This window comes from Curtobacterium sp. MCBD17_026 (genome assembly GCF_003234895.2).
Taxonomy (GTDB): domain Bacteria; phylum Actinomycetota; class Actinomycetes; order Actinomycetales; family Microbacteriaceae; genus Curtobacterium; species Curtobacterium flaccumfaciens.
On record NZ_CP126281.1, the window covers coordinates 495132 to 521846 of the forward strand.

General features: G+C 72.2%; 31 protein-coding genes. 16 read left to right on the forward strand and 15 right to left on the reverse strand.

All coding sequences use genetic code 11. The features are described from left to right. Positions 1-79: 79 nt before the first annotated feature. Entirely contained in the window at positions 80-1777 is a 1698-nt protein-coding gene (locus tag DEI85_RS02385; RefSeq protein ID WP_111124335.1) for a beta-N-acetylhexosaminidase, read from the reverse strand. A gap of 50 nt (positions 1778-1827) precedes the next feature. On the opposite strand from DEI85_RS02385, the gene DEI85_RS02390 reads away from it, so the two are divergent. Both DEI85_RS02390 and DEI85_RS02395 read left to right on the forward strand, forming a co-directional pair. Further along, positions 1828-3108, forward strand: coding sequence for an ROK family transcriptional regulator (locus DEI85_RS02390; RefSeq protein ID WP_181436451.1), 1281 nt, complete (start codon positions 1828-1830; stop codon positions 3106-3108). Between the two features lie 51 nt (positions 3109-3159). Then, on the forward strand, positions 3160-3930 hold the full coding sequence (locus tag DEI85_RS02395) for a DedA family protein (RefSeq protein WP_258369770.1): 771 nt from the start codon (positions 3160-3162) through the stop codon (positions 3928-3930). Between the two features lie 3 nt (positions 3931-3933). On the opposite strand, the gene DEI85_RS02400 is transcribed toward DEI85_RS02395, so the two are convergent. Beyond that, entirely contained in the window at positions 3934-4137 is a 204-nt protein-coding gene (locus tag DEI85_RS02400) for a hypervirulence associated TUDOR domain-containing protein (protein WP_110858760.1), read from the reverse strand. Between the two features lie 198 nt (positions 4138-4335). Between DEI85_RS02400 and DEI85_RS02405 the strand changes: the two genes are divergently transcribed. Further along, positions 4336-5388, forward strand: coding sequence for a serine/threonine-protein kinase (locus DEI85_RS02405; RefSeq protein WP_110858761.1), 1053 nt, complete (start codon positions 4336-4338; stop codon positions 5386-5388). A gap of 130 nt (positions 5389-5518) precedes the next feature. Beyond that, positions 5519-6139, forward strand: coding sequence for a phosphoribosylanthranilate isomerase (locus DEI85_RS02410; protein WP_027464868.1), 621 nt, complete (start codon positions 5519-5521; stop codon positions 6137-6139). Positions 6140-6175: 36 nt separating this feature from the next. Here DEI85_RS02410 and DEI85_RS02415 read toward each other — a convergent pair whose 3' ends face one another. From DEI85_RS02415 to DEI85_RS02425, 3 genes are all read right to left on the reverse strand, one after another. Then, positions 6176-6934, reverse strand: coding sequence for an HAD-IIB family hydrolase (locus DEI85_RS02415; protein WP_111124337.1), 759 nt, complete (start codon positions 6932-6934; stop codon positions 6176-6178). A gap of 82 nt (positions 6935-7016) precedes the next feature. After that, entirely contained in the window at positions 7017-7451 is a 435-nt protein-coding gene (locus DEI85_RS02420) for an acyl-CoA thioesterase (RefSeq protein ID WP_017886352.1), read from the reverse strand. Positions 7452-7533: 82 nt separating this feature from the next. Next, on the reverse strand, positions 7534-8130 hold the full coding sequence (locus DEI85_RS02425; RefSeq protein WP_110858762.1) for a nitroreductase family protein: 597 nt from the start codon (positions 8128-8130) through the stop codon (positions 7534-7536). An 84-nt stretch (positions 8131-8214) separates the two neighbouring features. Here DEI85_RS02425 and DEI85_RS02430 point away from each other — a divergent pair, with 84 nt between their 5' ends. After that, positions 8215-9138, forward strand: coding sequence for an AEC family transporter (locus tag DEI85_RS02430; RefSeq protein ID WP_111124338.1), 924 nt, complete (start codon positions 8215-8217; stop codon positions 9136-9138). A gap of 277 nt (positions 9139-9415) precedes the next feature. Here DEI85_RS02430 and DEI85_RS02435 read toward each other — a convergent pair whose 3' ends face one another. Then, the gene (locus DEI85_RS02435; protein WP_181435501.1) at positions 9416-9565 is read right to left on the reverse strand and encodes a hypothetical protein; all 150 of its coding nucleotides are present in this window, start codon (positions 9563-9565) and stop codon (positions 9416-9418) included. Between DEI85_RS02435 and DEI85_RS02440 the strand changes: the two genes are divergently transcribed. Then, positions 9537-9911, forward strand: a complete 375-nt coding sequence (locus DEI85_RS02440) for a four-helix bundle copper-binding protein (protein ID WP_284183459.1) — start codon at positions 9537-9539, stop codon at positions 9909-9911. The two genes, DEI85_RS02435 and DEI85_RS02440, sit on opposite strands and share 29 nt — an antisense overlap. Positions 9912-9935: 24 nt before the next feature. Here DEI85_RS02440 and DEI85_RS02445 read toward each other — a convergent pair whose 3' ends face one another. The 3 genes from DEI85_RS02445 to DEI85_RS02455 all read right to left on the reverse strand — a co-directional run bounded on the left by DEI85_RS02445 (position 9936) and on the right by DEI85_RS02455 (position 11303). Beyond that, positions 9936-10184 carry a nuclease gene (locus tag DEI85_RS02445; protein WP_111124340.1) on the reverse strand — a complete coding sequence of 83 codons (249 nt, stop codon included), beginning with the start codon at positions 10182-10184 and terminating at the stop codon, positions 9936-9938. Positions 10185-10317: 133 nt separating this feature from the next. Beyond that, positions 10318-11154: an exodeoxyribonuclease III gene (locus DEI85_RS02450; protein ID WP_111124341.1), complete on the reverse strand. Its 837-nt coding sequence runs from the start codon at positions 11152-11154 to the stop codon at positions 10318-10320. Between the two features lie 11 nt (positions 11155-11165). After that, complete coding sequence (locus tag DEI85_RS02455) at positions 11166-11303, reverse strand: hypothetical protein (protein ID WP_181430057.1); 138 nt, start codon at positions 11301-11303, stop codon at positions 11166-11168. A 45-nt stretch (positions 11304-11348) separates the two neighbouring features. On the opposite strand from DEI85_RS02455, the gene DEI85_RS02460 reads away from it, so the two are divergent. Genes DEI85_RS02460 through DEI85_RS02485 form a run of 6 tightly spaced genes read left to right on the forward strand, consistent with a single transcriptional unit; the run spans position 11349 to position 14439 of the window. Continuing rightward, positions 11349-11843, forward strand: coding sequence for an Asp23/Gls24 family envelope stress response protein (locus DEI85_RS02460; protein WP_110858766.1), 495 nt, complete (start codon positions 11349-11351; stop codon positions 11841-11843). Beyond that, positions 11840-12031, forward strand: a complete 192-nt coding sequence (locus DEI85_RS02465; protein WP_110858767.1) for a DUF2273 domain-containing protein — start codon at positions 11840-11842, stop codon at positions 12029-12031. Before DEI85_RS02460 ends, DEI85_RS02465 begins: the two co-directional genes overlap by 4 nt. Further along, complete coding sequence (locus DEI85_RS02470; RefSeq protein WP_111124342.1) at positions 12028-12399, forward strand: hypothetical protein; 372 nt, start codon at positions 12028-12030, stop codon at positions 12397-12399. Before DEI85_RS02465 ends, DEI85_RS02470 begins: the two co-directional genes overlap by 4 nt. Next, entirely contained in the window at positions 12396-13037 is a 642-nt protein-coding gene (locus DEI85_RS02475) for a hypothetical protein (protein WP_110858769.1), read from the forward strand. Before DEI85_RS02470 ends, DEI85_RS02475 begins: the two co-directional genes overlap by 4 nt. After that, positions 13034-13636, forward strand: coding sequence for a hypothetical protein (locus DEI85_RS02480; protein ID WP_111124343.1), 603 nt, complete (start codon positions 13034-13036; stop codon positions 13634-13636). The genes DEI85_RS02475 and DEI85_RS02480 overlap by 4 nt, the downstream gene beginning before the upstream one ends. Positions 13637-13647: 11 nt before the next feature. Continuing rightward, the gene (locus DEI85_RS02485; protein ID WP_309147144.1) at positions 13648-14439 is read left to right on the forward strand and encodes a phosphotransferase; all 792 of its coding nucleotides are present in this window, start codon (positions 13648-13650) and stop codon (positions 14437-14439) included. A 40-nt stretch (positions 14440-14479) separates the two neighbouring features. On the opposite strand, the gene DEI85_RS02490 is transcribed toward DEI85_RS02485, so the two are convergent. The 5 genes from DEI85_RS02490 to DEI85_RS02510 form a co-directional block, all read right to left on the reverse strand. Further along, positions 14480-15067: a hypothetical protein gene (locus DEI85_RS02490; protein ID WP_111124344.1), complete on the reverse strand. Its 588-nt coding sequence runs from the start codon at positions 15065-15067 to the stop codon at positions 14480-14482. Between the two features lie 76 nt (positions 15068-15143). Further along, positions 15144-15824 (reverse strand): hypothetical protein, encoded by a 681-nt coding sequence (locus tag DEI85_RS02495; RefSeq protein ID WP_111124345.1) that lies wholly within the window; start codon positions 15822-15824, stop codon positions 15144-15146. Continuing rightward, positions 15821-17635, reverse strand: a complete 1815-nt coding sequence (locus DEI85_RS02500; RefSeq protein WP_111124346.1) for an alpha/beta hydrolase — start codon at positions 17633-17635, stop codon at positions 15821-15823. Before DEI85_RS02500 ends, DEI85_RS02495 begins: the two co-directional genes overlap by 4 nt. A 139-nt stretch (positions 17636-17774) precedes the next feature. After that, a complete protein-coding gene (locus DEI85_RS02505; protein WP_110858773.1) occupies positions 17775-19112 on the reverse strand; it encodes a peptidoglycan DD-metalloendopeptidase family protein in 1338 nt (445 codons plus the stop codon). Between the two features lie 74 nt (positions 19113-19186). Then, positions 19187-20854 carry a hypothetical protein gene (locus DEI85_RS02510; protein ID WP_146249051.1) on the reverse strand — a complete coding sequence of 556 codons (1668 nt, stop codon included), beginning with the start codon at positions 20852-20854 and terminating at the stop codon, positions 19187-19189. Between the two features lie 96 nt (positions 20855-20950). Between DEI85_RS02510 and pyrE the strand changes: the two genes are divergently transcribed. The 3 genes from pyrE (at position 20951) to DEI85_RS02525 (ending at position 24605) form a co-directional block, all read left to right on the forward strand. Next, positions 20951-21502, forward strand: coding sequence for an orotate phosphoribosyltransferase (gene pyrE / locus DEI85_RS02515; RefSeq protein WP_027464850.1), 552 nt, complete (start codon positions 20951-20953; stop codon positions 21500-21502). After that, positions 21499-23850 (forward strand): septum formation family protein, encoded by a 2352-nt coding sequence (locus tag DEI85_RS02520; RefSeq protein ID WP_111124348.1) that lies wholly within the window; start codon positions 21499-21501, stop codon positions 23848-23850. The genes pyrE and DEI85_RS02520 overlap by 4 nt, the downstream gene beginning before the upstream one ends. A gap of 110 nt (positions 23851-23960) precedes the next feature. Beyond that, entirely contained in the window at positions 23961-24605 is a 645-nt protein-coding gene (locus tag DEI85_RS02525; protein ID WP_111090187.1) for a HEAT repeat domain-containing protein, read from the forward strand. 430 nt (positions 24606-25035) lie between these two features. Here DEI85_RS02525 and DEI85_RS02530 read toward each other — a convergent pair whose 3' ends face one another. Then, positions 25036-25725 carry a metal-dependent transcriptional regulator gene (locus tag DEI85_RS02530; protein WP_111090188.1) on the reverse strand — a complete coding sequence of 230 codons (690 nt, stop codon included), beginning with the start codon at positions 25723-25725 and terminating at the stop codon, positions 25036-25038. Positions 25726-25762: 37 nt separating this feature from the next. Between DEI85_RS02530 and DEI85_RS02535 the strand changes: the two genes are divergently transcribed. Next, positions 25763-26680, forward strand: a complete 918-nt coding sequence (locus tag DEI85_RS02535; RefSeq protein ID WP_181435493.1) for a CPBP family intramembrane glutamic endopeptidase — start codon at positions 25763-25765, stop codon at positions 26678-26680. Positions 26681-26715: the final 35 nt, after the last annotated feature.

The window sequence follows — 26715 nt, forward strand, 5'->3', positions numbered from 1 at the left end:
CGTCGCTGGCGTGGCGCCCACACGTCGGAACCCGACCGCTCGGCGGAACTGAGCGCGTGTCGCGACCGCTCGACGCGCGCTACTCGGCGATGTTCGCCGTGACCGCGTCGATGTACGCCGCGCGCTCCTCGCGCGAGTGCGGTCGACCCGGCACGCCCGGTCGCTGCTCCCACGGGAACGGCCCGGCCTCGTGCCGGTACTCGACGCCCATGGCCTCGAGTCGGGCGGTGTGCTCGGCCAGGCGTCCGCGGAACTCGGCGAGGTCGCGCGGCCCGGTGACGTCAGCCGACCACAGTGCCTCGGCGAGGGCGGCGACGCGGGGGAAGAGCTGGTAGTCGAGCCGACGGGCGGTGTCGACGTGCTCCGTCCACATGTTGCCCTGGCCGCCGATGACGTGGGCACGCTCGGCGTCGGTCAGCCCGGACGGCACCGGGTCGAAGGCGAAGACGTCGTCGACGGTGAGCACGATCGAGACCGGGATCGGCTCGGTCGGCAGGTCGCTCTGGCGGTAGTCGAGGTACACCTGGTCGTCCGGCGACGAGATGACGTCGTGCCCGCGGCGGGCGGCGGTCCGTGCGCCGGTCAGGCCGCGCCAGGAGACCACGGTCGCCGAGGGGTCGAGCGTGCCGCCCTCGAGGATCTCGTCCCACCCGAACGCCCGCCGGCCGTGCGACTCGACGTGTGCGGCGAGCTGCCCGATGATCCAGGCCTGCAGCTGTTCCTCGTCCTGCAGCCCGAGCTCGCGGATGCGCTCCTGGGTGCGCGGGTCGGTCTCCCACTGCACCTTCGGGCACTCGTCGCCGCCGATGCCGATGTAGCCGGAGGGGAAGAGCGCGATGACCTCGTCGAGGACGTCCTTGAAGAAGTCGATCGTGGCGTCCTCGGCGTTCAGGACGTCGTCGGCGATGCCCCACTCCGTCCAGACCTCGACCGGGTCGCCCGTGACGCCGAGCGACGGGTAGGCCGCCAGCGCCGCACGGACGTGCCCGGGGGTCTCGATCTCCGGGACGACGGTGACGAACCGGTCGGCCGCGTAGGCCACGATCTCGCGGATGTCGTCCTGCGTGTAGTACCCGCCGTGCGGGCGGCCGTCGAACCCGGCGACGACGAGTGTGCCGTCCGGACCGGGGACGTGCGCGCCGACCTGGGACTCCCGACGCCAGGAGCCGACCTCGGTCAGGCGCGGGTACTTCCGGATCTCGATGCGCCACCCCTGGTCCTCGGTGAGGTGGAAGTGCAGGCGGTTGATCCGGTGCGCGGCGAGCTGGTCGACGACCCGCATGACCTCGTGCTTCGTGCGGAAGTGCCGGGCGACGTCGAGCATCACGCCGCGCCAGGCGAAGGCGGGGGCGTCCTCGATGACCACGGCGGCGACGGACCACGGGCCGGTCGCGACCCGGCCGCGGCGGTACACGTCCGGGGGCAGCAGCTGCAGCAGGGCCTGCACGCCGTAGAAGACCCCGGCGGGCGAGCCGCCGACGACGTCGATGCCGTCCGGCGTCACCGTGAGGCGGAACGACTCCGCCCGGTCGCCCTCCGGCGTCGTCGGGCCCGCGGGCAGGGACGGGTCGTCGGCGACGCGCAGCGCGATCGTGCCGGCCCCCGGTGCCGTGTCGTCGAGGGCGTCCCGCACCGGCAGCCCGGTCGATCCCCGCAGGGTCTGCTGCAGGTACAGTCGGACGGACTCGCTCGCCGGGTCGGCGGCGATCCGGGTCGACGGGGTGATCTCGAAGGCCCCGACACCGGGAGCGGTGCGGCGCGGTCGTGGGACGAGCATGTCGGAGCCACCATTCCTCAATGATCTTTCGTAATGTGGAGGCTATGACCGTGGAGCAGACCGTGTCAACGACCCCGGGCGTCGCGGGCTCGACCCCGGGCGTCGCGGGCTCGACCCCCGGCGTCGTGGTGGCGACCCCCGGTGTCGTGGGGACGACCCCCGGCGTCGTAATGGCTACCCCCGGTGTCGTGGGGACGACCCCCGGCGTCCTGCGGCAGATGAACTCGCGGGCGATCCTCGACGAGCTCCTGCGCGACGACGTCTCCCGCACGGTCACCGAGCTCGGCCGCACGGTCGGACTCTCCCGCCCCACGGTCGAGGCCGCGCTCGCCGACCTGGTCGACCAGGGCTGGGTGACCGAGGCCGAGGCGATCGCGACCCCGAACAAGGCAGGTCGTCGGGCCAAGCGCTTCGCGGCGGACGCGTCGGCCGGCTCCGTGCTCGGCGTGGACCTCGGCCTGCACGGCATCGTCGGGGTGCGTGCGGACCTGCGCGGCGTCACGCTCGCCCGGGTCGAGGAGCGCTACGCCGACCTCGCCGACGCCGAACAGGCCTGGTCGAGCGTGCAGGACGTGGTCCGTCGGCTGACGTCGTCCGTCGGCGTGGTCGGTGGCGCCGCGGTCGGTGGCGCCGTCGGCAGTGCGCCGGTGCTCGGTGCCACGTTCGGCGTCCCGGCGGTCGTCGACCGTGACGGCGCGATCGACTACACGGTCGCGGTGCCGGAGTGGGTCGAGCGACGGGTGCCCGGCCGGATCCAGGACCTCTTCCCCGGGGTCGCCACCTTCTTCGACAACGACGCCAAGCTGGCCGCGACGGCCGAGGCCCGGTGGGGGCGGTTCCGCGGCGTCCGGGACGGTCTGTACCTGGTGATGGGTCGGCAGATCGGTGCCGCCCTGGTGGTCGACGGCTCGTTGGCGCGCGGTGCGCGCGGTGCCGCCGGTGAGATGGGCGGCATCGCGTCGACCGGCTGGCCCGCCGCACCCGCCCGCCTGGAGGCCCGGATCCCGTCCGACACGGACCTCGAGTCCGTCTTCGCCGCGGCCGCCCAGGGCTCGGTGTCGGCCGTCGAGACCGTCCGCGCGTTCGCCGCCGACGTGGCGCCCGGCGTCGTGCAGCTGGTGACGACGATCGACCCCGAGGTCGTCGTCGTCGGTGGGGAGGTCCTGCCGGCTGCGGAGGTGTTCTGTGCCGCGCTCGACGAGATCGTCACGCCGCAGCTCCGGCACCCCGTGGCGTTCAGCCCGTCGACCGTCGGTCGTGACGCCGTCGCGCGGGGTGCACTCGCCCGATCGCTCTCGCACGTCCGCTCAGCTCACATGGGACTCGGCTGACACCCAGGGAGCGCGCCGGGTCCTGACAGGGCGTTCAGGGATGCTGGGGGCATGACGACTGCCGTGACCGCCCGTGCCATGACCGTCGCCAGTGGCGACTCCACCGCTCCGTCCGACCTCGGCGGGCTCTCCGGCCTGGTGCTCCAGCTGATCGACGCCCTGGGGGAGTGGGGCGTCGGGCTGATGCTCTTCGTCGAGACGGTGTTCCCGCCCATCCCGTCCGAGGTCATCCTGCCGCTGGCCGGGTTCCTCGCGGGCGCCGGCCAAATGAACCTCGTGCTGGTCCTGGTGCTGGCGACGATCGGCTCGTACCTCGGGGCGCTGGTGCTGTACTGGCTCGGAGCGGTGATCGGGTTCGAACGCACCACGCGGTGGTTCGGCAAGCTGCCCCTCGTCGACGAGGACGACTTCCGCAAGGCGGCCGGCTGGTTCCACCGGCACGGCAAGAGCGCGGTCTTCTTCGGCCGGTTCGTCCCGATCGTCCGCAGCCTCATCTCGCTGCCGGCCGGCGCCGACCGCATGCACCTCGGCACGTTCTCGGTGTTCACGATCATCGCGAGCGGCATCTGGAACAGTGCGCTCGTGCTGCTCGGCGCCGCGTTCGGGTCGCAGTACGACCAGGTCGAGGCCTACACCGAGTGGATCGACCGCGTGCTCTACGTCGCGATCGCCGTGGTCGTGGTGAGCTTCGTCGTGCGCCGGGTCCGCCGTGTGCGCGCCGAGCGGCGTGCGGGCGGCCGTGATGACCACGACGACGACGCCGGCAACCCTGCCGTGGGCGGTGCCCGGGGTCGCCGTCGCGCCGAGCCCGCCCGCGACTGAGCCTCAGGCCTTCGTCAGCGCCGACTCCTTGTGGGCGGCCTGCTTGCCGCTCTTCTCCGACTCGACGATCCAGTACGGGTCGTCATCGGTCGGCTTGAAGTGCTGCCCGTCGAACTCGAAGTCGCTCGTCCGCTTCCGCACGAGCGTGCCGGTCGTCCTGCCCTGCGAGGTGTTCCAGTGCACCTCGTCACCCTTCGACAATGCCATGCTGTCCTCCTTGCGCGATTCCTCGTCCTGGTGGAGGTCGGACTGTACCCCGTCGATCCCCGGAAAACCGGGGGAGTAGGGCGATCACGATGTCGTAACGGCCATGCGGATCGAGAGTCGGACGCGTACCGTTTCCCATGAGCCCACACGCCGGCAGCGGCCGCGGAACCACGGGCTCCGGACGGGACGACGGACACCATGACCCTGCTGGACAGCGCGCGGGCGGACACCGTCCTCTCTGCGCGGTACCGGCTCGTGAAGCTCATCGGCACCGGCGGCATGGGATCCGTCTACGAAGCCCGTGACGAGCACACGTACCGGGCCGTGGCCGTGAAGCTCTTCGCGACCCCGGACAAGATGACCACCGCCGACCGTGTGCGCCAGGAGCGCGAGATCCGGCTGCTCAGCATGCTCTCCCACCCGGGGCTCATCCCGCTGTACGACGCCGGCACCCACGAGTTCGAGGACGGCCCGCACCGGTTCATCGTGATGGAGCTCATCGCCGACACGACGCTGCTCCGCCGCCTGTCCGAGGGCGCCCTGCACAACTACGAGGTGGCCGACCTCGGTGCGCAGCTCGCCGACGCCCTGGCCTACGTGCACTCGCGCGGCATCGTGCACCGCGACGTCAAGCCCGCCAACATCCTGATCAGCGACGAGGGCTCGTCCGGGTTCGCCCGCACGGTCAAGCTCACCGACTTCGGTGTCGCCCACTTCGTCGACGGCTCCCGCCTGACGAACGACGGCACGGTCATCGGCACCGCCGCCTACCTCAGCCCCGAGCAGGTCGCCGGCGAACCGATCAGCTTCGCCACCGACGTGTACTCGCTCGGGCTCGTCCTGCTCGAGGCGCTGACCGGCAAGCAGGAGTACTCGGGCACCCTGATCGAGGCCGCACTCGCCCGGCTCCGCCGCGACCCCGAGATCCCGGACGACGTCGCCGACGAGTGGCGCGAGCTGCTCAGCCGGATGACCGCCCGCGACCCGGAGCGCCGGCCCACGGCGGTCGCCATTGCCAACGCGCTGCGCGGCGGGTCCACCCAGATCACCGGCCCGGTGCCGCTCGGCCCGGAGCGCGTGAAGCACCAGCGCGATCACCGCATGCACCGCGCCGCCCACCGGCACGCCAAGCGCGGCACGTTCTCGGCGGTGCGTCGCTGGCGCCGGCGGAACGTCCTGGTCGGATCCTTCGCGGCCTTCGGCATGACCGCGGCCTGCGTGGCCGCCTACGTCGCGGGCGCTCTGCACTGATCCTCGTGCGGGTTCCGGACGCCGGGCACGGCGGAACACCGGTGCTCCCGCGTCGAACACCGGCATCCGGGGACGTGACCTGCGAACACCGGTGTTCTCCGGGCAGCGCCACCCTGGCAGGATGGACAGCATGACCGACCAGCGCTGGATCAAGATCTGTGGCCTGTCGACGCCCGACACCGTGGACGCCGCCATCGACGCGGGTGCCGACGCCGTCGGGTTCGTCTTCGCGGCGGGCAGCCCCCGGACCGTCACCGCCGACCTGGCGAAGGAGCTGGTCGAGCGGGTGCCGGACGGCATCGACGCCGTCGGGGTCTTCCGCGACCAGAAGATCGACGAGATCGTCGGCATCGCCTCCGAGGTCGGGCTCACCACGCTGCAGCTCCACGGTGGCGAGTCGGCCTCCGACTTCGCCCGCGCGCGCGACGCCGGCTTCTTCACCATCCGGGCCATCGCGGCCGAGGACTACCTGCGCGAGACGCCCGAACAGCGCGCCGCGTTCGACCACGACCTGCTGCTGCTCGACGCCGCCGTGCCCGGCAGCGGTCGGCTCGTCGACCCGGCCACGATCGACGGCGTGGACGAGGCCTGGATCCTCGCGGGCGGGCTGACCCCGGCCAACGTGGTCGCCGCGGTCGAGGCGCTCGATCCCGACGGCGTCGACGTGTCGAGCGGCGTCGAGTCCGAGCGCGGCGTCAAGGACCCCGCGAAGATCCGTGCGTTCGTCGAGGCCGTCCGAAGCCTGGGCTGAGCGCGGGGCTGCGGACGGCGCCGGGGCCGTCGGCGGTCAGCGCAGGGTGGGGATGAGCTCCGTCAGGAACGCGTCGGTGTCCTCCCAGCCCTGCACCGCGTGGCAGGGGACCCCGAGCGCCTTCACCGGGTAGTCGTTGCCCTCGGCGTCGAGCCGGTCGCCGACGAAGAGCATGTCGTCGAGCGCGATGCCGGTGATCTCGGCGAGACGCTGCATGCCGTAGGCCTTGTCGATGCCCTTGCGGGTGATGTCGATGCTCGTGGACCCGCCCGAGCGGACCTCGAGGTCGGGTAGGTCCTGCTGCACCAGGCGTCGCAGGTGGTCCTTCTTCTCGCCGGTCGGGTCCCACTGCTTCTTGACGTCCACCGGGGCGGACTGGCCGAGGGCGGAGAACGTGATCTGCGACCCGCGGTCCTCGAGGATGGCGCCCCACGTCTCGGACTCCCAGTACCCGGCTTCCTTCGCACGGGCCTCGACCGCGGCGAGGGCGCGGTCCTTCTGCTCGTCGGTGAGGTCCTCGGCGTACTGCAGCGCCCAGTCCTGGTCCTCCCAGCGGTAGTACCGGGTGCCGCAGGTCGGCAGGAGGTGCAGGGCGTCGAGCGTCAGGCCGTCGCGCTGCCGGAGCGGGGTGACCAGCTGCTGCTCGAACTGGGTGAAGTTGCCGCCGGAGATGACCGCGACCGGCACGACCTCGAGCAGGGACGCGAAGGTCTCGAGCATGCGGGGGTCGAGGGAGGACTTCGACGGGGCGAGCGTGTCGTCCAGGTCGAAGGCGACGAGGCGGGGCGTGGTCATGTCCCCGATCCTGCCAGAGCCCGCCGACCACCCGCAGGGTGCGCGCACCCGGGTGCCCGGGTGCTGCGCGATGTCTGCGGGGTCACGCGCGGTGCGTGGCGGGGACCCGGTCGCGGGCGTAGGTGATGTCCGTGTAGCCGTGCGGGGCGGGGTTGCCGTCCTCGTCGAGGTTCACGAAGACGACCTCGTCGATCGTCAGGATGCTGCGGTGTGTGAAGAGGTTGCGCGCCTCGGCCCGCATGGTCAGCGACGTCCGGCCGAACCGGGTGGCGACGAGGCCGATCTCGACGATGTCGCCCTCCTTCGCCGAGGACAGGAAGTTGATCTCCGACATGTACTTCGTGACGACCTTGCCGTTGCCGAGCTGGATGATCGCGTAGACCGCGGCTTCCTCGTCGATCCAGCGGAGCAGGCTGCCGCCGAACAGGGTGCCGTTGGCGTTGAGGTCCTCCGGTCGCACCCACTTCCGGGTGTAGAAGTTCATCTCCGGCGGGGCGTCGTCCTGGTGCTGATCCATGTCACGTCATGGTACGCCGACGGCCGCGCCCCCGCAGGGACGCGGCCGTCGTGGCGATCACGGGCGGCGGGGCCGCCGGTGCTCACTCCTTGACGAGGACGACCTCGTCGAGGGGGATGCGGGTGCGCGGGGCGACCTCGCGCTCCGCGGCCTTGTCGTCGAGCTGCGACGGGTGCGCGACGGTGCCGACGGCCGTGACCGTGTACGGCAGGAACCGCTCGGGCAGGTCGAACGCGGCACGGAGCCCGGCGGCGTCGATGCCCGCCATCTGGTGCACGTGCAGCCCCGCGGCGTGCGCCTGCACGGTCAGGGCGGCGAGCGACTGGCCGAGGTCGTACTGCGCGAAGGGACGCTCCTCGCCGTCGGCGGTCACCGTCTCGAGCACGCCGACGACGAGGGCGCTGGCACGGAACGCCCAGGCGGCGTTGAAGCCGAGCAGGTTCTCGTTGATCTTCCGGAACGTCTCGGTGCCGCGGCGGCCGGCGATGAAGCGGCGGGGCTGGAAGTTCATGGCCGACGGTGCCCAGCGAGCGGCCTCGAGGACGGCGTCGAGCTGGTCGTCCGAGATCGTCGCGGTCTCGTCGTAGGAGCGGGGGCTCCAGCGCTCCTCGAGCAGCGGCACGAGCGGCTGACTGGAGTCGGTGGACCGGGTGAGGGTGTCGGCGTTCGTCGAGGTCATGATGCGCTCAACGGTATTCGATGCGTACGCATTTCCGACCTGAGTGACGTCACATCACCGCCGGCAGGTGCCAGGATGGAGGGGATGGGTGGCGTGTTGACCGGCTTCGCGATCATCGGCGCGATCATCGCCGGTGGGTACGTCGTCGGACGCATCGGCCTGCTGGGCCCGCACGCGCAGTTCGTGATGAGTCGGCTCGCGTTCTTCGTGCTGATGCCGTGCCTGCTGTTCCACACCATCGCGACCGCCGACATCGCGTCGCTGCTGTCGTCGATGCTCTGGGTCTCGCTGCTGAGTGCCGCCGTGGTCGCACTCGGTGCCGCCGCCGTGTTCCGCCTCGTGCTGCGCCGCCCCGTCACCACGACCACCGTCGGCGCCTTGGCTTCCAGCTACGTCAACGCGAACAACATCGGGCTGCCGGTGGCCGTGTACGTGCTCGGCCAGGCGACCGCGGTCGTGCCCGTGATCCTGCTGCAGCTCGTCGTGATGGCCCCGGTCGCGCTGACGATCCTCGACGCGGCGACCGCGGGTGGCGGCGGATGGGGACGGCGGATCGCGGGCCCGTTCCGGAACCCGATCATCATCGCCTCGCTCGTCGGGCTCGTGTGCTCGGCGACGGGGATCACGCTGCCCGACCCGGTGCTCGAGCCGTTCTCGCTCGTCGGCGCGGCCGCGGTCCCCGTCGTGCTGCTGTCCTTCGGGATGAGCCTGCACGGTGCCACCCCCCTGCGGGACCCGGCGATCCGCACCGACGTCATCGTCGCGTCGTCGATCAAGCTCGTGCTGATGCCGGCCGTGGCCTTCGTGTTCGCACGCTTCGTGTTCGGCCTCGGCGACCAGGAGGTCTTCGTGCTCACCACCCTCGGCGCCCTGCCGGCGGCGCAGAACGTCTTCAACTACGCCCAGCGGTACGGGGCAGCGGTCCCGGTGGCGCGCGACGTCGTGCTCATCTCGACACTCGGCTCGGTGCCCGTGCTCGTCGCGATCGCCGCCCTGCTGCACCCGTAGCGGTCGTCGAGACGCCGGCGTGTGGGCTTCCGGACGACGCCGTCGTGTTGTCGAGACGCCTTGATGTCGCCGAGACGCCGCCGGATTCGGAGGCGTCTCGCGCACTTGCCGGCGTCCAGCGGAGACGCCGGCGTCTTCCGCGCCCTGGACGTGCGCCCGGACGGACGGGAGGCCCGTGGCGGGGCCGCACCGGGCCTCCCGTCCGGCTGTGGTGGCGACCACCGCGGATGGTGAGCAGATGCGGTCGGGTCGCGTCCGTTGACCCGACCCGTTCTGCTCACGAAGCACGGGCGGCACGCGCGTACCCTGGCGGGCACGCGGGGCGGACCGCTCCGTGACCGATGACCACGACGAGGAGACCGGCGATGGACACGATGGCGATGATGAAGAACATGTCGATGACGGACATGCCCATGGAGATGGACATGGACGTGATGCAGGACACGATGATGGCGATGAACGCCGCATCGATGGCGGCGACGATGTGCTCCGCGGCCGACATGCGGATGGGCGGCGAGATGGCCACCTGCGCCGCGATGTGCTCGAACACCGCGATGCTGGCCGACACCGGCATGCGGATGATGATGCGTCCGATGGGGATGGACACCGCCGCGATGCAGGCGATGCTCATGGCCGTCGTCGCGATGGGCACCGCGTGTGCCGCCGAGTGCCGCCAGCACCAGGACATGGACGAGTCGTGCCGGTACTGCGCCATGGCCTGCGACGAGATGGTGTCGAAGTGCCAGGCGATGCTCGACTCGATGGCGGCCTGAGCCGCTCCGCCTGAACCGCTCCGCCTACGCGACGCGTGCGGTGGTCTGCCGACCGCCGGCGCTGAGGATCTCCGCGACCGGGTGGTGGGCGACCGGCTCGCCGACCGACAGGACGCCGTCGGCGTCCGCCACCCGCAGCTGCGTGATGCTCCCGTCGAGGAACAGCACCACGGCGTCGGCTGCCCGGGTCTCGACGACGATGCCGTCGCGCCACGCACCGGGGGCCGCGCTCGCCATGAGGCGCTGGATGGGAAGGATCGTCGTGCGGGACATGGCTTCACCTGCTCTCGGAGGGGGGCGGTGCAGGAAACCTACGTCGGCGTGACGGACGGCTCAATCACGGCGGACGCCGGGCGTAACAGAACCGGTCGTGCGTCGTCGCTCCGGGCCGGTGACCCGACTCCGATCAGAAGATCATCGGGCGGTCGTCGTCGAGCGACGTGTCCAGGTCGAGGTCGACCACCACGGGCACGTGGTCGCTCGGGGCGTCGCCCTTCCGCTCGTTCCGGTGGATCGAGGCGTCGGTGACGACGTCGGCGAAGGCCTGCGAGCCGAGCACGAAGTCGATGCGCATGCCCTCGTTGCGCGGGAACCGCAGCTGCTTGTAGTCCCAGTAGGTGTAGCCGTCGGGCACGATCGGGCGGACGACGTCCTGCAGGCCCCGCGCCTCGAACTCGCGGAACGCCTTCCGCTCGGGCTCGCTGACGTGGGTCGACCCCTCGAAGACCCGCATGTCCCAGACGTCCTGGTCGAGCGGTGCAACGTTCCAGTCGCCCATCAGCGCGAGCGGGGTCTCCGGCGAGGCCTCGAGCCACTCAGAGGTGCGGTCGGCCAGCTGGGCGAGCCAGTCGAGCTTGTACGTGTAGTGCGGGTCGCCGAGCTCGCGGCCGTTCGGCACGTAGAGGCTCCAGAGCCGCACGCCGTCGACCGTGACGCCGATCGCGCGGGCCTCGACCGGCAGGTCCGGCCCCTCGTGGCCCTTCAGGAACCCGGGCTGGCCGGGGAAGTCGCGGGTGACGTCCTCCATCGGCAGCCGGCTGGCGAACGCGACGCCGTTCCACTGGTTCAGGCCGTGCGCCTCGACGTGGTACCCCGCGGCCTCGAACTGCTCGACCGGGAACTGCTCCGGCTTGCACTTGATCTCCTGCATGCCGAGGACGTCGATGTCCTCACGCACCAGCCAGTCGACGATCCGACCCACTCGGGTGCGGACGGAGTTCACGTTCCAGGTCGCGACGCGCATGGAACAAGAACCTACCGGTGCCGACTGACGACGAGGTCGGCGAGACCAGCGGCGCGACCGGGCGGCACGTGCGCCGACTGTGCGGGGTCCGGCAGGTGCGCCGCCTGTGCGGGGTCCGGCAGGTGCGCCGCCTGTGCGGCGTACGGCACGATGGTGTTCGCTGGAGACCAGCAATCGATCGCACGGAGGCAGCAATGGCATCGACGACGAATCGCGTCGACGGGACCACGACCGGGGCCACGCTCGGCACCGGGGCCGGGAGCACCCAGCCCGCCGGCACCACCACGACGCAGGTCACCGCCAAGGGCAGGACCATCATCGACGACACGGTCGTCGCGAAGGTCGCGGGCATCGCCGCCCGCGACGTCCCCGGTGTCTTCGCGCTCGGCGGCAACGCCTCGCGGGCGTTCGGCGCCATCCGCGACGCCATCGGCTCGAGTGCGCTCGGTCAGGGTGTCCGCGTCGAGGTCGGCGAGACCCAGGTCGCCGTCGACCTGACCATCGTCGTCGACTACCCGACGCCGATGATGGAGGTCGCCTCCGCGGTGCGCGCCGCCGTCACGAACGCCGTCACCGAACTCGTCGGCCTCGAGGTCACCGAGGTCAACATCGCCATCAACGACGTGAACATCCCGGCGCTCAACGGCGTCGCGGACGAGCTCGACACCCGGGACGGTCGAGTCCGGTGAACGCCACCGTCGTCGGGATGGGCACCGGCGCCCTGCTCGCGATCGTCGCCGTGACGCTCGGGTTCTGGGCGTTCGTCGTCGTCGCCGTCTGCATGGCGCTCGGCGCTCTGGTCGCCCGCATCGTCACGGGTGACGTCGACTTCCGCCGCCTGCTCGACGTGCTGCGCGGACGCCGGAGCTCGTCGTGAGCGACGCCGCCGTCGCCACGACCGGCGACAGCGGCGTCCGGCTCCGCGGCTCCGACCGCATCGGCACGTCGGCGCTGGTGCACACCGCCCAGGCGGTCGCCGCCGAAGCACTGCACGTGGCCTTCCGGGAGGTCCGTGCCCGGGTCGCCGACGACGGTCGCGGCGCACTGGCGGTCGAGATCACCGCCCCGCTCGCCCTGCCGGTGCTGGGCTCGCACGCACTCCCCGACGAACCGGTCGTCGCCACGGCGCACCGGGCTCGCGGCACGATCGCCGAACGTTTCCGGACCATCACCGGCCGACAGGTCGCCCGCGTGACCGTGACCTTCGCCTCGTCGGTCGTGGACACCCCACGGAGGGTCCGGTGACTGCCGCCCCCGCCGTCGGGCGCACCGATCCGGTCGTCCCCGCCGGCCCCTCGCACGACGACCACCACGCCACCTACCGCCGCCTGCTGCGCCGCGAGACCCACGTCTCCCGCTCCGCCGCCGTCGTCGTCGCGATGCTCATCGCCCTGGTGCTCGCCGCCGCCGCCGTCTTCGCCGGTGCGCTCGTCCTGCTCGACCAGAACGTCCTGGGTGTCGACCCGCGTGCCGTGGCCGACGCCGCGCTCGCGGCCCCGGACGGTCTCGAGACCACCATCGTGATCGGCATCGGCGCCATCGTGGCCCTGATCGGGCTCGTGCTGTTGCTGCAGGGGATCCTGCCCCAGCGCCGTCCGCGGCACGTGATGGCGTCCGATCGGCTCGCGGTCGTCGTCGACGACGAGGTCCTGGCCTCCGCTGCGGCCCGCGCCGCCCGTTCCGCGACCCGTCTCGGCGCCGACGCAGCCGTGGGTACCGTCGGCCGCCGCACGGTCGACGTCGTGCTCCGGCCCGCAGCCGGGGTGGACGTCCCCGCGGTCGCCGCGACCGAGGCCGTCGAGCGGGAGTTCGCCGCGATCGACGCGCAGCCGCCGCTGGCCGCGCGGGTCCGGGTGCAGCCGACGGGGCGGGTGGACGGATGAACGCCACGAACCGTGGGCTCGGCCGGACGGCGCTCGTCGTGCTCGGGCTCGTCCTGCTCGTCGCAGGGGTGGCGGCGATCCTGGTGCAGACCGCACAGGGGCTGCCCCTCGTCGCCTCGGGGTGGCGCGCGGTCGGCGATGCCCTCGCCGGACTCGGCAACGGGGCATCGCGTGACGACTCGGTGTTCGCCTGGACCTGCGTGCTCGGCGGTGGCGTCGTGCTCGGCGTGCTCGCCCTCGTCGTGCTGACGACCCTCGGCGGTGGCCGCGAGGGCACCGTCGTGGACAGCGACGGTTCGGCGGACGGCGTCGCCGGGGCGGTGCGCATCGAGTCCACTGCCGTGCAGCACGCGCTGTCCTCGGCCATCGGCGAGATGCCGCAGGTCGATTCGCTCGCCGTCGACGTCTACCGGGTCCGTGGCGGTCGGGCGATCCGGGTGCGGGTCCGTCCGCGCCGGGGTGCCGCGCCGCGCGAGATCACCGAACGGGTCGAGGCCGTCGTCGCCGACCTGGACGCCCTGCTCGGCGAACGCCTGCCCGTGCTGCTCGAGATCGCCCGTGGTGGGTCGGGGTCCTCCCGCCCGGACCGCGTGCACTGAGCGTCGCCGTGGTGCGCTCGATCGGTGGACTGCCCCGGCCGGGCGAGACGGTCCCGGTGCCGCGCATCGTCACCGACGTCGCGCGAGGGCGTGAGGTCGCGCTCGTCTGGCGCAACCAGATCGGTGGGACGACGTTCCGTGTCGGACCGGACGCGCACGCCGAGGAGTTCGTGAAGGTGCTGCCGCACGCGTACGCGACGTGGATCAGCGGTGAGGCGGGACGGCTGACCTGGGCATCCCGGTACGCCCGGGTGCCGGAGGTGCTCGGCCACGGCACCGACGACGACGGCGTCTGGCTGCACACCCGTGCCGTGCCCGGGTGGAGCGCTGTCGACCCGCGCTGGCACGACGAACCCCGGACCGCTGTGGTCGCGGTGGGCGAGGGCCTGCGCGCGCTGCACGACACGTTGCCCGTCGACGACTGCCCGTTCACGTGGGCGACCGCGGACCGGCTCGATCGCGCGCGTGCAGCCGTCGCCGACGCCGACCGCGGACCGAGCGCGCTCGGTCCGGAGCCGCCGGCCGACCGCATCGTCGTCTGTCACGGTGACCCGTGCACGCCGAACACGTTGATCGGTGCGGACCGGCGGTGGAGCGGGCACGTCGACCTGGACGCGATGGGCGTCGCGGACCGCTGGGCCGACATCGCGGTGGCGACGATGGCCCTCGGCTGGAACTACGGACCCGGGTGGGAGCCGCTGTTCCACCGGGCGTACGGGCTGCCGGACGACCTGGAGCGCACCGCCTGGTACCGGGCGCTGTGGAACATCGACGTGGACGACGTCGGGAGTGTTCCGAGCTGATGGGGCTCGGTCTCCCTCTGCCGGTTCGGGTCGGGTCGGGTCAGATCTTGGGTGGGCTGACGATGGGGTCGTCCCATGCGGGGAACGGCGGGAAGACGCCCGGGAGCGAATGATCGGGGTAGGCCGCATCGTTCCGTCCTCCGACTGCTTCCGAGAGGGCGCTGGCGTCGTTGGTCCAGAAGAGTTCGCTGTAGACGGTGATGGGGTTGTCGCCGTTCTCCTGCGCGGCGTACTGGATCTGCCAGCCGTCGCCGGTGGTGGCCCAGACCTCCTGGTCGCCGGTGATGGTGCGGCGTTCGATGGTCCAGCCCTGGTCGGTGAACCAGTCGATCATCGGCTGCAGGTCGCGTTCCTGGTCAAGGGTGCCGGGCGGGGACCAGAGCCGGGTGGTGCTCATGTCGTAGCTGTTCTTCGTGTCGGACCCGGGCAGAGCTGCGACGCCGTCACCGCCGATCAATGGAACACGGTCGCCGCCACCCCACTCCCATTCGCCGTCGTGGACCTGGAGTTGCGCGGCTTTCAGGAGCCGCTGCATGTGTTCGTAGTGGTCGCGGTAGGCGTCGTACTCCTGGTGGAGTGACATCTCCGCGACGTCGTCCTGGGTCAGGCCGGCTGCGTCGGTGGGCATCTGGTCTCCTCCTGGTGCGCACCCGGTCAGTAGTCCCAGGGTCAGGGCTGTCGTCGTGATGGTCCGGAGCATCGGTTCAGATCTTCGGCTTGTTGACGATGGGGTCGTCCCACCGTGGGAAGTCTGGGTAGACGCCGGGGAGGGACCGATCAGGGAACTTGACGGTCGAGCGTCCGTAGATGGCCGTCGAGAGAGCGCGTGCGTCGTTGGTCCAAAGGGGTTCACTGTAGACCTCGAGCGTGTACCGGCCGTTCGTCTGTGCCGAGTAGACGATCTGCCAGCCGTCGCCGGTGGTGGCCCAGGCCTCGTGGTCACCGGCGGCTGTGCGTTGCTCGTTGTCCCACCCCTGCTCGGTGAAGTAGTCGATCATCGGTTGCAGGTCCCGCTGTTGGCCGGTGGCGCCAGGCGGGGACCAGAGCCGCCCGCTCCGCATGTCGTAGCTGTTCTTCGTGTCCGAACCTCGTAACGGGGCTACGCCGTCGCCGCCGATCTGCGGGACGACGTCGCCGCTGTCCCATTCCCATTCGCCCTCGTGGACCTGGAGTTGCGCGTTCCGCAGGAGCCGCTGCATGTGCTCGTAGTGGTCGCGGTAGGCGTCGAACTCTTGGTGCAGGGACATCTCGGCGACGTCGTGCTGGGTGACGCCTGCTGCATCGGTGGGCATCTGGGTTCCTCCTCCCGCGCACCCCGACGGCAGCCCGAGCGTCAGGGCAGCAGTCGTGATGGCACGGAGCATCGGTCGCATGGTCTTCATCATGGCTTCCCCGTCGCGATGATCTTCGCGATGGTCTGTTGTGCGGTGGCAGCTCGGGACAGGTAGCCGACGCCGCTGTCCGGGAACATGTCGTGCCCGGTGACGGCGCTGCCGCCAGGGGACTCGTCAGCGCCGAACGTGTCGACGTCCGGAAGGTCGCGTGGATCGGTGCGTCCGATCCGGCCGAGGATCGCTGTGCGGTCAGCGGAGCCCTCGGTCGCGTACACATGGTCCACGTTGAGGTGCTCGGGAGTCGTGGTGTCGGTGAACCCGACGGAGCCGTACGTGACGAGCGCGTCGACCCGGTACCGAGTCTGCGCGAGCGCTTCGGCCGCGGTGGTGGACCCGTAGGAGTGCCCGAGGACGGTCAGGGACTGCGGCGCGCTGCCCCGGCTGTCGTGGATCCCGTCGAGGAACGACGCGAGGTTCGCTCCGCCCGCGTGCGCGCGGTCCTGACCCGGGACCTCGATGACACCCGGGGCGCGGTAGCCGATCCACGACACGACCGCGAACGACTCTGCTCGTCGATGCTTCCACGCGGTGCCCAGAAGACCGTTGGCGGCGCGGACCTTCTCATCCATGCTGTCGAGGGTGGTCATCGCGCCGGGCACGTTGACAGTCACGTTGGACGCCGTGTCCAGATCGCCGAGCGCGACGGCGGCGACGAGAGACCCGCTCGAGACGCCGAACCCGACGAGCTGTGCGACGGCGCTCGAAGGGGCTCGGACATCTGCCGCCAAGCGATCGGCACGCTTGAGCCCGTCGCGGAGGCCGAAGACCTGCTCCCGGAACTCGTCGAGACTGACCGCACCGTAGGTGTACGGCAGCCCCATCAGCCGGTACAGCCGCTCTGGGTCTCGTACCGCGGCCGAGAGGACGGCCCTGGACGCGATGTCGCGCTGCGCTGCCGGGACGCCGTCAAGTCCTGCGAACTGCAGCTGCGTGGTCAGGGGCAACGCCCGGATGTCGGCGTCGGTGAAGCCGAGCGCGGCCCAGGCCGCTGCGACCTCAGCCGTGGTCAGGGACGGATCGAGCAGCCGCTGCAGCCCGGGTAGCAGTTTGGAGGTACCGGCGACGTCGAGCGCAGCGTTCGCGAGGGAACCGCCGCCCGCGGCGCTGAACGCGCCCGCGATCCGATCGATCCACGACGCGTCGTCGGCGTTCTCGGCAAGGTAGTCGGCGAAGCCACCTGGCAACGACGCCCCGTCGACCGGGACCCAGCTGCAACGATTGCGGAACACGGTCCACGCGTTGCGAACCCGCACGAGGTCTTGCTCCGTCGAGGAGTCCTGCACCCGGGCCACGGCAGCGAACTTCCGCAGCCGAGCTGGATCTGCCCCGCTCCGTCCTCCGGACCGGCCACCGGTGCGCTGCCGCGAGCACGCGCTGAACACCGCGGACACCGGAGAAGGTCGCTGCGGCGTGCCCGATGGTTCAGGGTCGAACACCGAGCTGCTCCAGTCGAGCACGGGTTGCGACGGGAGCCCGCCACCGGCGCGCACCAGGTCACGATCAGCTTCGCGCTGCCGCCACGCAGCGAGGTCGGCCAGGCGCTGCCGTTCCTCGTCCGCCTGCCGCTGGGCGATCCGCAGCTGGTCGGCCATCGCTTCGAGCGCCGTCACGAGCCGGATGCGGTCGGTCGACTCCGTCACCCGAGCTGTTTCGAACAGCCGCGCGTACGCACCGTCGAAGTCGTGCAGTGCGGCCTCGGCGTTGTTCCGCCGCGGCCCGGCGCTGGCACGCAGTGAGAGTGCCACCTCGGCCGTGCAGTCGACCAACCGCGACGCCGCTGCGTCGTCGAACTCGATCCCCATCGTCCCCCCACCATCCGAACTGGTCGATGGGAGAAACGTAGCATTTCAGCGGTGCAGTATGAAATGAGGAGCGTACGACTGTGGGGAACACCGAACCGCCGCCCACTGGGAGTGGACGGCGGTCTGGTGAACGAGCTGGTTAGAAGGCGACCCCGCGTGCACCCATGAAGGGCACCGGGTCGGTGGTGGCGCCGTTGAGGTGCACCTCGATGTGGCTGTGGCACCCGGTGGACTGGCCGGTCGACCCGACGAGCGCGATGAGCTGCCCCGCCGCGACTCGCTGGCCCTGGGCGACCCGGAAGCCACCGTTGACGATGTGCCCGTAGGCGGTCTGCACGCCGTTGCCGTGGCTGATCCGGACGTAGTTGCCGTACCCGCCGTACCAGCCGACGTAGTCGACGGTGCCGGCGGAGGCGGCGACGATCGGGGTGGAGCAGCCGCTGGCCAGGTCGACGCCGTCGTGCTTGATGACGGTGCCGTGGATCGGGTGCACGCGGTAGCCGTACGGGCTGATGACGTACCCGCTCGCGGGCCGGACCCAGCCGGTACCGGAACCGGACCCGACGGCGCCGCCGCCGCCCGAACCACTGCTGCCGGTCGACCCGCCGGCGGGAGCGCCGCCGCCGGAGTTCGCGGAGTCGGCACGAGCGGCAGCCGCTGCCCGGGCCAGGGCTTCGCGCGCGGCCTTGGCCTCGGCGGCCTTCCGCACCTTCTCGCCCTGCGCGAACTCGGCCTCCGTCCGGACGCGGCCGGAGGTCAGGGTCGCGAGCTGGGCGTCGAGTCGGGCCTTGTTGGACTGCTGTTCGTCGTAGGCGGCCTGCACGGTGTCGGACGCCGCCTGGGCTTCCTGCATGCGTGCCTCGGCCTTGGCTGCCAGACCCTTGAGCTCTTCTGCGGCACGGTCGGCCTGGGCTTCGAGCGAGCGGGCGACACCCGCGTCGATGCTCGCGGCGGCCTGCACTCGTTCGGCCTGCTCGGAGAGCTTGCTCAGGGCACCGAGGTCGTAGAGGAGATCGCGGGCATCGGCGCCCTGCGTGAGGACGGAGGTGGTGACGTCCGCACCGCCGGAGCGGGACATCTGCGCGGCGAACTGACCGGCCTGCGCGGCGCTCTGCTCGGCGACCTTCGCGTGTTCCTCGGCGTCGGCGCGGAGCTGCTGTTCCTTCTCAGCGGCTTCCTGTGCGTCGGCCTGGGCGTCGAAGAAGACCTGCCCGAGCTTCTTGGCCTTGGCCTCGGCCGCCGCGACCTTGGCGTTCAGGTCGCTGATGATGCCCTTGATCTCGGTGATCTGCCCCTGCTTCGCGGATTCCTTGCCACGGGCGGACTCCACTTCGTCCCACGTGGGGTAGGTCACCGCCTGGGCAGCCGGAGCATCGGCGATGACCGTGCCGACGAGGCCCGCGAGCGCCAGGCCGGTGACGGCGAGGCGCAGGCGCACGGGGACACGGTGGGCGCGGGGGCTGGTGGGGCGAGACATCGAGGACGAGCCTATACATCCGTACAGCGAGCATCGGACGGCAACGCGCCGCTGTGGACAACTTCAGCGGTGGATCAGAAGCCGCGGTCGCGTCGGATGACGGCGGCGCTCCCGACGACGTCGCGCCGCAGGATCGCCTGCCCGGCGGTGCCGGCGTAGTCGTAGACGTCGAACCCGGTACAGTGGGTGATCGTCGCCGGCGGCCCGAGGGAGTCCTCGACCGCGGTGGTCCAGAGGTCGTGCGACCCGACCACCACGAAGCTCGGGTCGGCGTCGCGGTAGGCCCCGAGGTCGACGAGCCAGGGGTAGGTCTCGAAGGTGTCCCGGACCTGCAGCAGCCCGACGTTCATCGACGCGTAGGTGGCGAGGGGCCGGACCGTCCAGAACTGCCCGACGCCGGTGACCTGGCGGCCGTCGGCCCAGCGGTCCAGGCACGCCGCCGCCGGGTACCGCGCGGTCGCCACGGCGTGGGCGGTCCCGGGGGCCACGGCGATCCCGGTCGCGAGCACGGCGGCCATCGCGACCGCCACCCCCGCCCGGACCCCGCGGTGCGGGCGGTGCACGCGGGTGCGGCGGACCGCGGTGCGGGTGAGCTCGGCCACGGCGACGAGCGCGAGCAGCGGTGCGGTCACGATCGGCTGCAGGTAGCGCGGGGTCTCGGACCCGGCGACGACGACCCCGACGGACACAGCGACGACGGTCACCAGGGGCAGCAGTGTCGCGACCAGCACGGTGCGTGCGGTGCGGACCCGCCAGGCCCAGACCGTGCCCCCGACGGTGACGAGCACCCCGGCGAACAGCAGCAGGAGCCCGAGGTCGCCCGGAGCCGTGCCCGCCCGGTCGTCGGTCAGCGCCGCGAAGAACCGCAGGGTCTCCCCGGCCCGGGACGGCTGCACGTACGTCGCCGGGTCGAGGGAGACGAACGGCCGCAGCGGGATCCGCACCAGGTACCCGACGACCGATCCGACCGTGACGGCACCGGCGAGCAGCGCGGCCGGACGCCACGGCACCCGGCGCGCCAGCACCAGGAGCCCGAGGGTGACGACGACGGGAGCGGCGGACCAGGGTACGTACAGCGGGTTCGACGCGGTCGTGCACGCCGCGACGAGTCCGAGCACCACGAGCAGGGGCACCGACGCCCGGCCGAGGCGCACCGCCCGCAGCACGAGCACCGCGGTGCCGAGCATCGCCAGCACGGCGCCGTAGTAGTAGGTCGTCGTGAGCAGCAGGGATGCCAGCTCGAGCGAGGTGGCCGTCGCCGACGACTCGGTGAGCACGAGCAGCGTGACCAGACCGAGCGCCCCGGCCGACACCGCGATCCGGGCGGGGCGCCCGGCGGACGGCATCAGCTCGTTCGCTGCCGCCCGCACCAGGGCGTAGACGGCGAGGAGCACGAGCACCCCGTTCAGTGCCAGGGCCTGCTGCGGTGTGGCGGTCACCAGCGAGCAGGACAGGTACACGGGCAGCTCGGGGAAGAAGAACAGCGCGGGCGACATGGCCCACTCGAACGGCTGGCCGGCCTGCAGGGAGCGCTGGACGAGCGGCAGCAACACCGAGTCGCCGTCGTACCAGAGCAACGCGACCCGCTCCGTCGCGATGACGTGGCGCAGGGCGATGACGGCCAGGGCCAGCGCGACCAGGCCGCCCAGGGCCTCCCGTCCGATCGTGACGGCCACCTCGCCGGGCCGGCGGCCGCCGGACGGAGCCGGCTCCACGGCGGGGCGACGCGGTGCTCGGGACATGCCCCGGAGCGTACCGAGGCCGCCTCGGTGCCGGCACCCCGCGGCCCACAGGCTGGGGGAGCGCGTTGCGGGCCCGACCGACTACCCTTGTGGGCTGTGACCGACGCGCGCGAACAGTTGATCCAGTACATCTCCTCCGAAGCGGTGTTCCACGGCGACTTCACCCTGACCAGCGGGAAGAAGGCGACGTACTACATCGACCTGCGGAAGGTCAGCCTGGACCACCGCGTCGCGCCGCTGATCGGCCAGGTCATGACCGAGCTCGTGCAGCAGGTGCCGGACGTCTCCGCCGTCGGGGGCCTCACCATGGGCGCCGACCCCATCGCCAGCGCCGTCCTGCACCAGGCCGCCGCCCAGGGGCTGACCTACGACGCCTTCGTCGTCCGCAAGGAGCCGAAGGACCACGGCCGCGGTAAGCAGGTCGAGGGACCGGACCTCAAGGGCAAGCGCGTCGTCGTGCTCGAGGACACCTCCACCACCGGCGGCTCGCCGCTCAAGGCGGCCGAGGCGCTCGAGCGCGAGGGCGCGATCGTCGCCGCCGTCGCGGTCGTCGTCGACCGGGACACCGGTGCCAAGGAGACGATCGAGGCGGCCGGCTACCCGTACTTCGCGGCCATCGGGTTGGCTGATCTGGGGCTGACCGCGTGACCGAGGAGCGTCCGGACGACGCGCGCGAACCCGACGGCACCGTCGGCCCGGCAGATGGGGACGACGGCCTGGAGGCTCGGCGCGCGTCCGGCTCGGACGCTCCGTTCCACGGTCTCCGCAGCGCTGCGGACATCTTCGGTGCTCCGCGCGGCGAGGAGGACTGGCCGTCGCGACGGGAGCGCCGCGAGGCCGAGCGCACCGCCCGCGAGACGGGCGCGCCGCTGCCGGAGCCGTTCGTGGCCGATGGCGAGGCGGAGGCTGCTGAGACTCCTGCTCCTGCTCCTGCTCCTGCTCCTGCTGCTCCTGCCGCGCCTGAGCCTGCTGCTCCGGCGCTCGACGACGGCGCGACCCAGGCCATCTCGATGCCGCCCGAGCTGCTCGCACCCTCCGAGAACCCCGACGCCGTCGTCGAGCACGAACGCTCCACACTGCACGACCGGATCCCCGCCGCCGCCGACACCCCGCCGGACTCCACCGCGCCGCACCCGTCGTCGATCGTGCTGCCGACGGCACAGACGCACCGGGACGAACGTGCCGCCGCGTCGAAGGCCATCGAGGACGAGCGTCGCCGCGTCGACCCGTTCGGCGAGGGTCGCGCCGACGTCGACTGGCTCGGCCGCGCGACCGGGAACCACCCGGAGCCCGTGGCTCCCGCTGCACCGCAGCCCCTCGGCGTCGAGAACGTGCTGCCCCCGACCGAGGAACCGCCGACCTTCACCGACCTGCTGCGCATCACCAGCACCGGGCCGGTCCCCACGCAGACCGGCGCGCACGACCGGCCGTTCGACTGGGCGATCGGTGACGACGAGCCCGGCGAGGTCCCGGCGACGCTGACCACCGACTCGTTCGACACCACCGCGCTGTCCGCCGGATCCTGGTCGCTCGCCGACGAGCTGGACGACGAGGACGAGGTCGTCGCCGGCGAGGTCGACACCCCGGCCTCCGGGCTGCCGCAGGCGCCGCGGACCTACCCGGTGCCACCGGCGGTCCCCGTGCCGTCGGCGGTGCCCCCGGCGGTGCCGGCCGCGCCCGTGTCGGACACGGCTGCTCCGGCTGCCGTCCCCGATGCGGCTGCCGCTGGTGCTGGTGCTGGTGCTGCCGCTGCCGCTGGTGCTGCCGCTGGTGCTCCGTCGGAGGCGACCGAGGCCGTGGACGCACCCCGTCAGCCCGCCGGGGACGACGTGCCGGACGCGACCGAGGGCCTCCAGGCCGATGCCCCGACCACCGCGATGCCGGCTGCCGGGACGCCCTGGTGGTCCGAGCCCGACGCGACCGTGCCGCCGACCGCCGTACCGCCGCTCGTCGAACCCACCGGAGCACAGGAGTACCCGGCGCACCTGCCGCCGTCGGTGGGGCAGGACCTCGACGCCGTTCTGGGGTTGCGTGGGAACGACACCGGTCCGCAGCCGGAGTCCCTGCCCGCCGCGGCGCCGGACGACCTGGACCAGTCCGAGTGGGACGGCCGCGAGACCAGCGACACGAGCGCCATCAAGGACCTGTTCGGCACCGAGGCGGTCGGGCAGCTCGGCGGCACCGGCTACGACCCCGAGGACACCGGGACGCGGATGATGCCGGCGGCGGCGGCGGCGGCGGCCGTGCCCGCGGCTGCTGCCGCTCCAGCTGCTGCCCCCGCGTCCGCTGCTGCCGGACGGCCTGCCGGCGGTCCGGACCGGCGGTCCGGCGAACGCGACAACTTCATCAACGAGGGTTTCGCGCGGCTGCGGAACGAGGGCAAGCGCGGCAAGCAGCTGCTGATCTACGGGTCGATCGCGCTGATCCTCGTGCTCATCGTGCTGGTGTTCCTGCTGTCGAAGTGGATCCTCGGCAACAACATCGCCGACCAGGCCGTGCCGACGAAGTCGCCGGTGGCTGCCTCGTCGGCGCCGGCGACACCGAGCGCTGCGCCGTCGGCGTCTGCCTCGCAGCCGAGTGACCCCGCAGCACCGGCCGCAACCCTGCAGTTCGCCACGACGCCGGCGTTGCCCGGCGAGCACCCGTGGACCGACCTGGCCGGCGGGGAGTGCCTGTCGCCGTTCACGAACGCGTGGTCGCAGACCTTCACGGTGGTGGACTGCGCGACGCCGCACATCGGGCAGCTGACCGCACGACTCGCGGTCGAGGGTGACACCTACCCGGGTACCGAGGCCCTTGCGACCCGGGCCGCCGACCAGTGCCAGTCCGACGCGGCGCTGAACGCCTCGGCCGCCGCCGCCGTGGGCGACGTGCAGGTGCAGGGTTCCTACGCGCCGGACCAGGCGACGTGGGACCAGGGTGACCGGTTCATCTCGTGCTTCGTGACGCGGTCGTCGGGGCAGCCGCTGACCGGGTCGCTGGCGCCGGGGGCGTAGGCGCGCCCGCACCCTTCTTGCGACGATCCACCCCGTGATCGACGGGTGGTGTGTCGGAACATGCACGCGCATGGCAAGGGCGCGCGCGGCGTCAGGTGTTCGATGGAGGGATGACCACGCTCACCGATGCGCTCGCCGACCCGCGATCCTCCGCCCGGCTGCAGGCCGTGATGGCCGCGGGGACCACCCCGGACCCCGCGGACCTCGAGGTGCTCGTCGCGCAGTGCGCCGTCGAGCCGGACTTCTTCGTCCGCGACATGCTGACGTGGGCACTCACCCGGCACCCCGCCGAGGATGTCGTGGCCCGCGTGCTGCCCGAGCTCGAGCGCCCCGAGCCGCAGGCCCGCAGCCAGGCGCTCCACACCCTGTCGAAGATCGGTGACCCGCACGCGTGGCCCGCGGTGCGCCCACTGCTCGAGGACCACGACGACGAGGTGCTCCGCGCGGCCTGGCGGACGGCCGTCGCACTGGTGCCGGACGACGAGCGGGCGTCGCTCGCGCGGATCCTCGCGGTGCAGCTCGGCATCGGCGACCGCGAGCGTCGGCTCAGCCTGTCGCGTGCCCTGGTGGGACTCGGCGAGGACGCCGTCGGACCCCTCCTCGTCACGGCCGCCGACCGGGGGACCGACGTCGTCCGGGAGCACGTGCGCGAGACCGAACGACTGCTGCACGACCCGGACGCCGCATCCGCACTCGCCCTCGAACGGGCCCGGCGCGAGGTCGCCCTCGGCCGGACGCGCTCCGTCAAGGGCTAGGGCCGGCGGGCGCGCCTGGCCGGGAGCGCCGGGTGGTCGCGAAGCGTCACCGTCGCGGTCGTGGGGCGGCCGCGTCGCGCGGTTACGAACCCCGTGCGCCGGGTGCCGAGTGGGCGCGAACCGTCGGCTGCGGGGCTTCCGGGCGACGGAGCGTGACCGGTCGGCAGAGGTGAGCGGGGTGTCGTGACCGGTGAGGGCGCCGGACGGGAGGCGCGTGGCGGCGGTGCGCCGGGCCTCCCGTCCGACGCCACGCGCGTTCGCGGCCCGCGGTGCGGTCACGACCCCCCGTGCGCTGGGCGCCGAGTGGTCACGAACCGTCGCCTGCGAGGCTCCCAGACGACAGTTCTTGACCGCTCGGCGGATGTGAGCGGGGTGTCTCGACCGGCCGGCCAACGCGTGCGTGCCGTCCGCCGCCACGCGCGCAGCGCGGTCAGTCGCCGTCGGGCGCGAGCCAGATGGACGACGCCGCCGCGGCAGGCAGGTCGACGAGGGACTCCGAGCCGTCGGTCGACCGCCGCGACACCGCGATGACGCCGGCGTAGTCCCGCACCCGCTCGACCCGAAGGTGCGTGCCCAGCCCCACCCCGAGCTCGTCGAAGTACCGCAGCAGCGAGGGGTCGTCGTCCGAGACACGGTCGACGGTGCCGCAGGCTCCCGGCTCGATCGCGCCGAGGAGGGTGCCGGGGGAGTCCGGCACGATGCCGTCCGCGCCGGGGATCGGGTCGCCGTGGGGGTCGTGCGTCGGGTGGCCGAGGTCGGCGTCGACCCGGTCGAGGAACTGCTCCGACACGGCGTGCTCCAGGGCCTCGGCCTCGGTGTGGACCTCGTCCCACGAGTAGCCGAGCCGCTCCACCAGGAACGTCTCGATCAGCCGGTGCCGCCGGACCATCGCCACCGCGACCTGCTGCCCGAGCGGGGTGAGCACGACGCCGTAGTACGGGGTGTGCTCGATCAGGCCGTCGCGGTCGAGCTTCTTGAGGTTGCCCGACACCGTCGACGCCGACACCTTCAGGGACGCCGCGATGTCCCGCGTCGCCAAGCCGGGTCCGCCGCGCTCGCTGGCCTTCCAGATGAGCTTGACGTAGTCCTCTGCCATGGTGGACAGGGAGGGCAGGCGCATACCGCCAATCGTACGTCCCGCCTGGTACAACCAGCAGATGACCACCACCGCCCCCGTCCGAGCCCCTCGCCGTCGCTGGCCGGTGCCCCCGTCGCTGCTGCTCGGGCTCGCGCCGATCGTGGTGTTCGCGGCGATCAGCGCCTGGCGGTCACGGCCGAGCGACGACTACGCGACCCTCGGGCAGACGGTCGACAGCGTCGTGCACGCCCTCGTCATCCCCGAGGGCATCGCCGTCGCGGCACTCGCCCTGTTCGTCACGGCGCTCGGCTGGTGGCGGATCGCCACGGTCGACCCGGTCCGGACGCGAGTGCGGTGGACGATGGTCGCGCCGATCCTCGTGCTGGTGGTGTGCGTCGTCCGACTGCCCCTCATCGACTGGACGGCGCTGCCCGCGCACTACTTCCTGCTGCTCGCCGTCGGGGTGCTGTTCGTCGGGGTGTTCGAGGAGCTGATGGCCCGCGGCACCCTGCTCGTGGGGCTACGGCGGCGCCTGCCGGAGATGGGCGTGTGGGCCCTGTCGTGCGCGCTGTTCGGGCTGCTGCACCTGCTCAACGCGCTCGCCGGTGCCGGCATCGGGCCGACTCTGGTCCAGGTGGTGTTCGCGGCGTCGTTCGGGTCGACGCTGTACGTCGCGCGTCGGCTGACCGGGTCGCTGCTCGCCCCGGTGCTGCTGCACGCCTTCTGGGACTTCGGGTCGATCGGGTTCTCGGCGACAGCGGACCCGGGCGACGTCGGGAAGCTGACCCTGCTCGGTCTGATCGGGCTGTTCTCGTTCGGGGTGCTCGCGTTCGGCATCGTGGCAGGCGGGGTCATCGCCTGGTACGACGACCGGCCCCGTCGGCTCGCGAAGCGGTGGCTGTCGGTGCCGCCGATGGCGGCCTTCGCCCTGGAGGCCCGTGGGACGTCCCGCGAACCGGCTGCGGCGGGTGCCGCGGTCGCGTCCAGCCGCGGCTGACACGCGATAGCGGCCGCGGCCGACGCGCGCGGTCG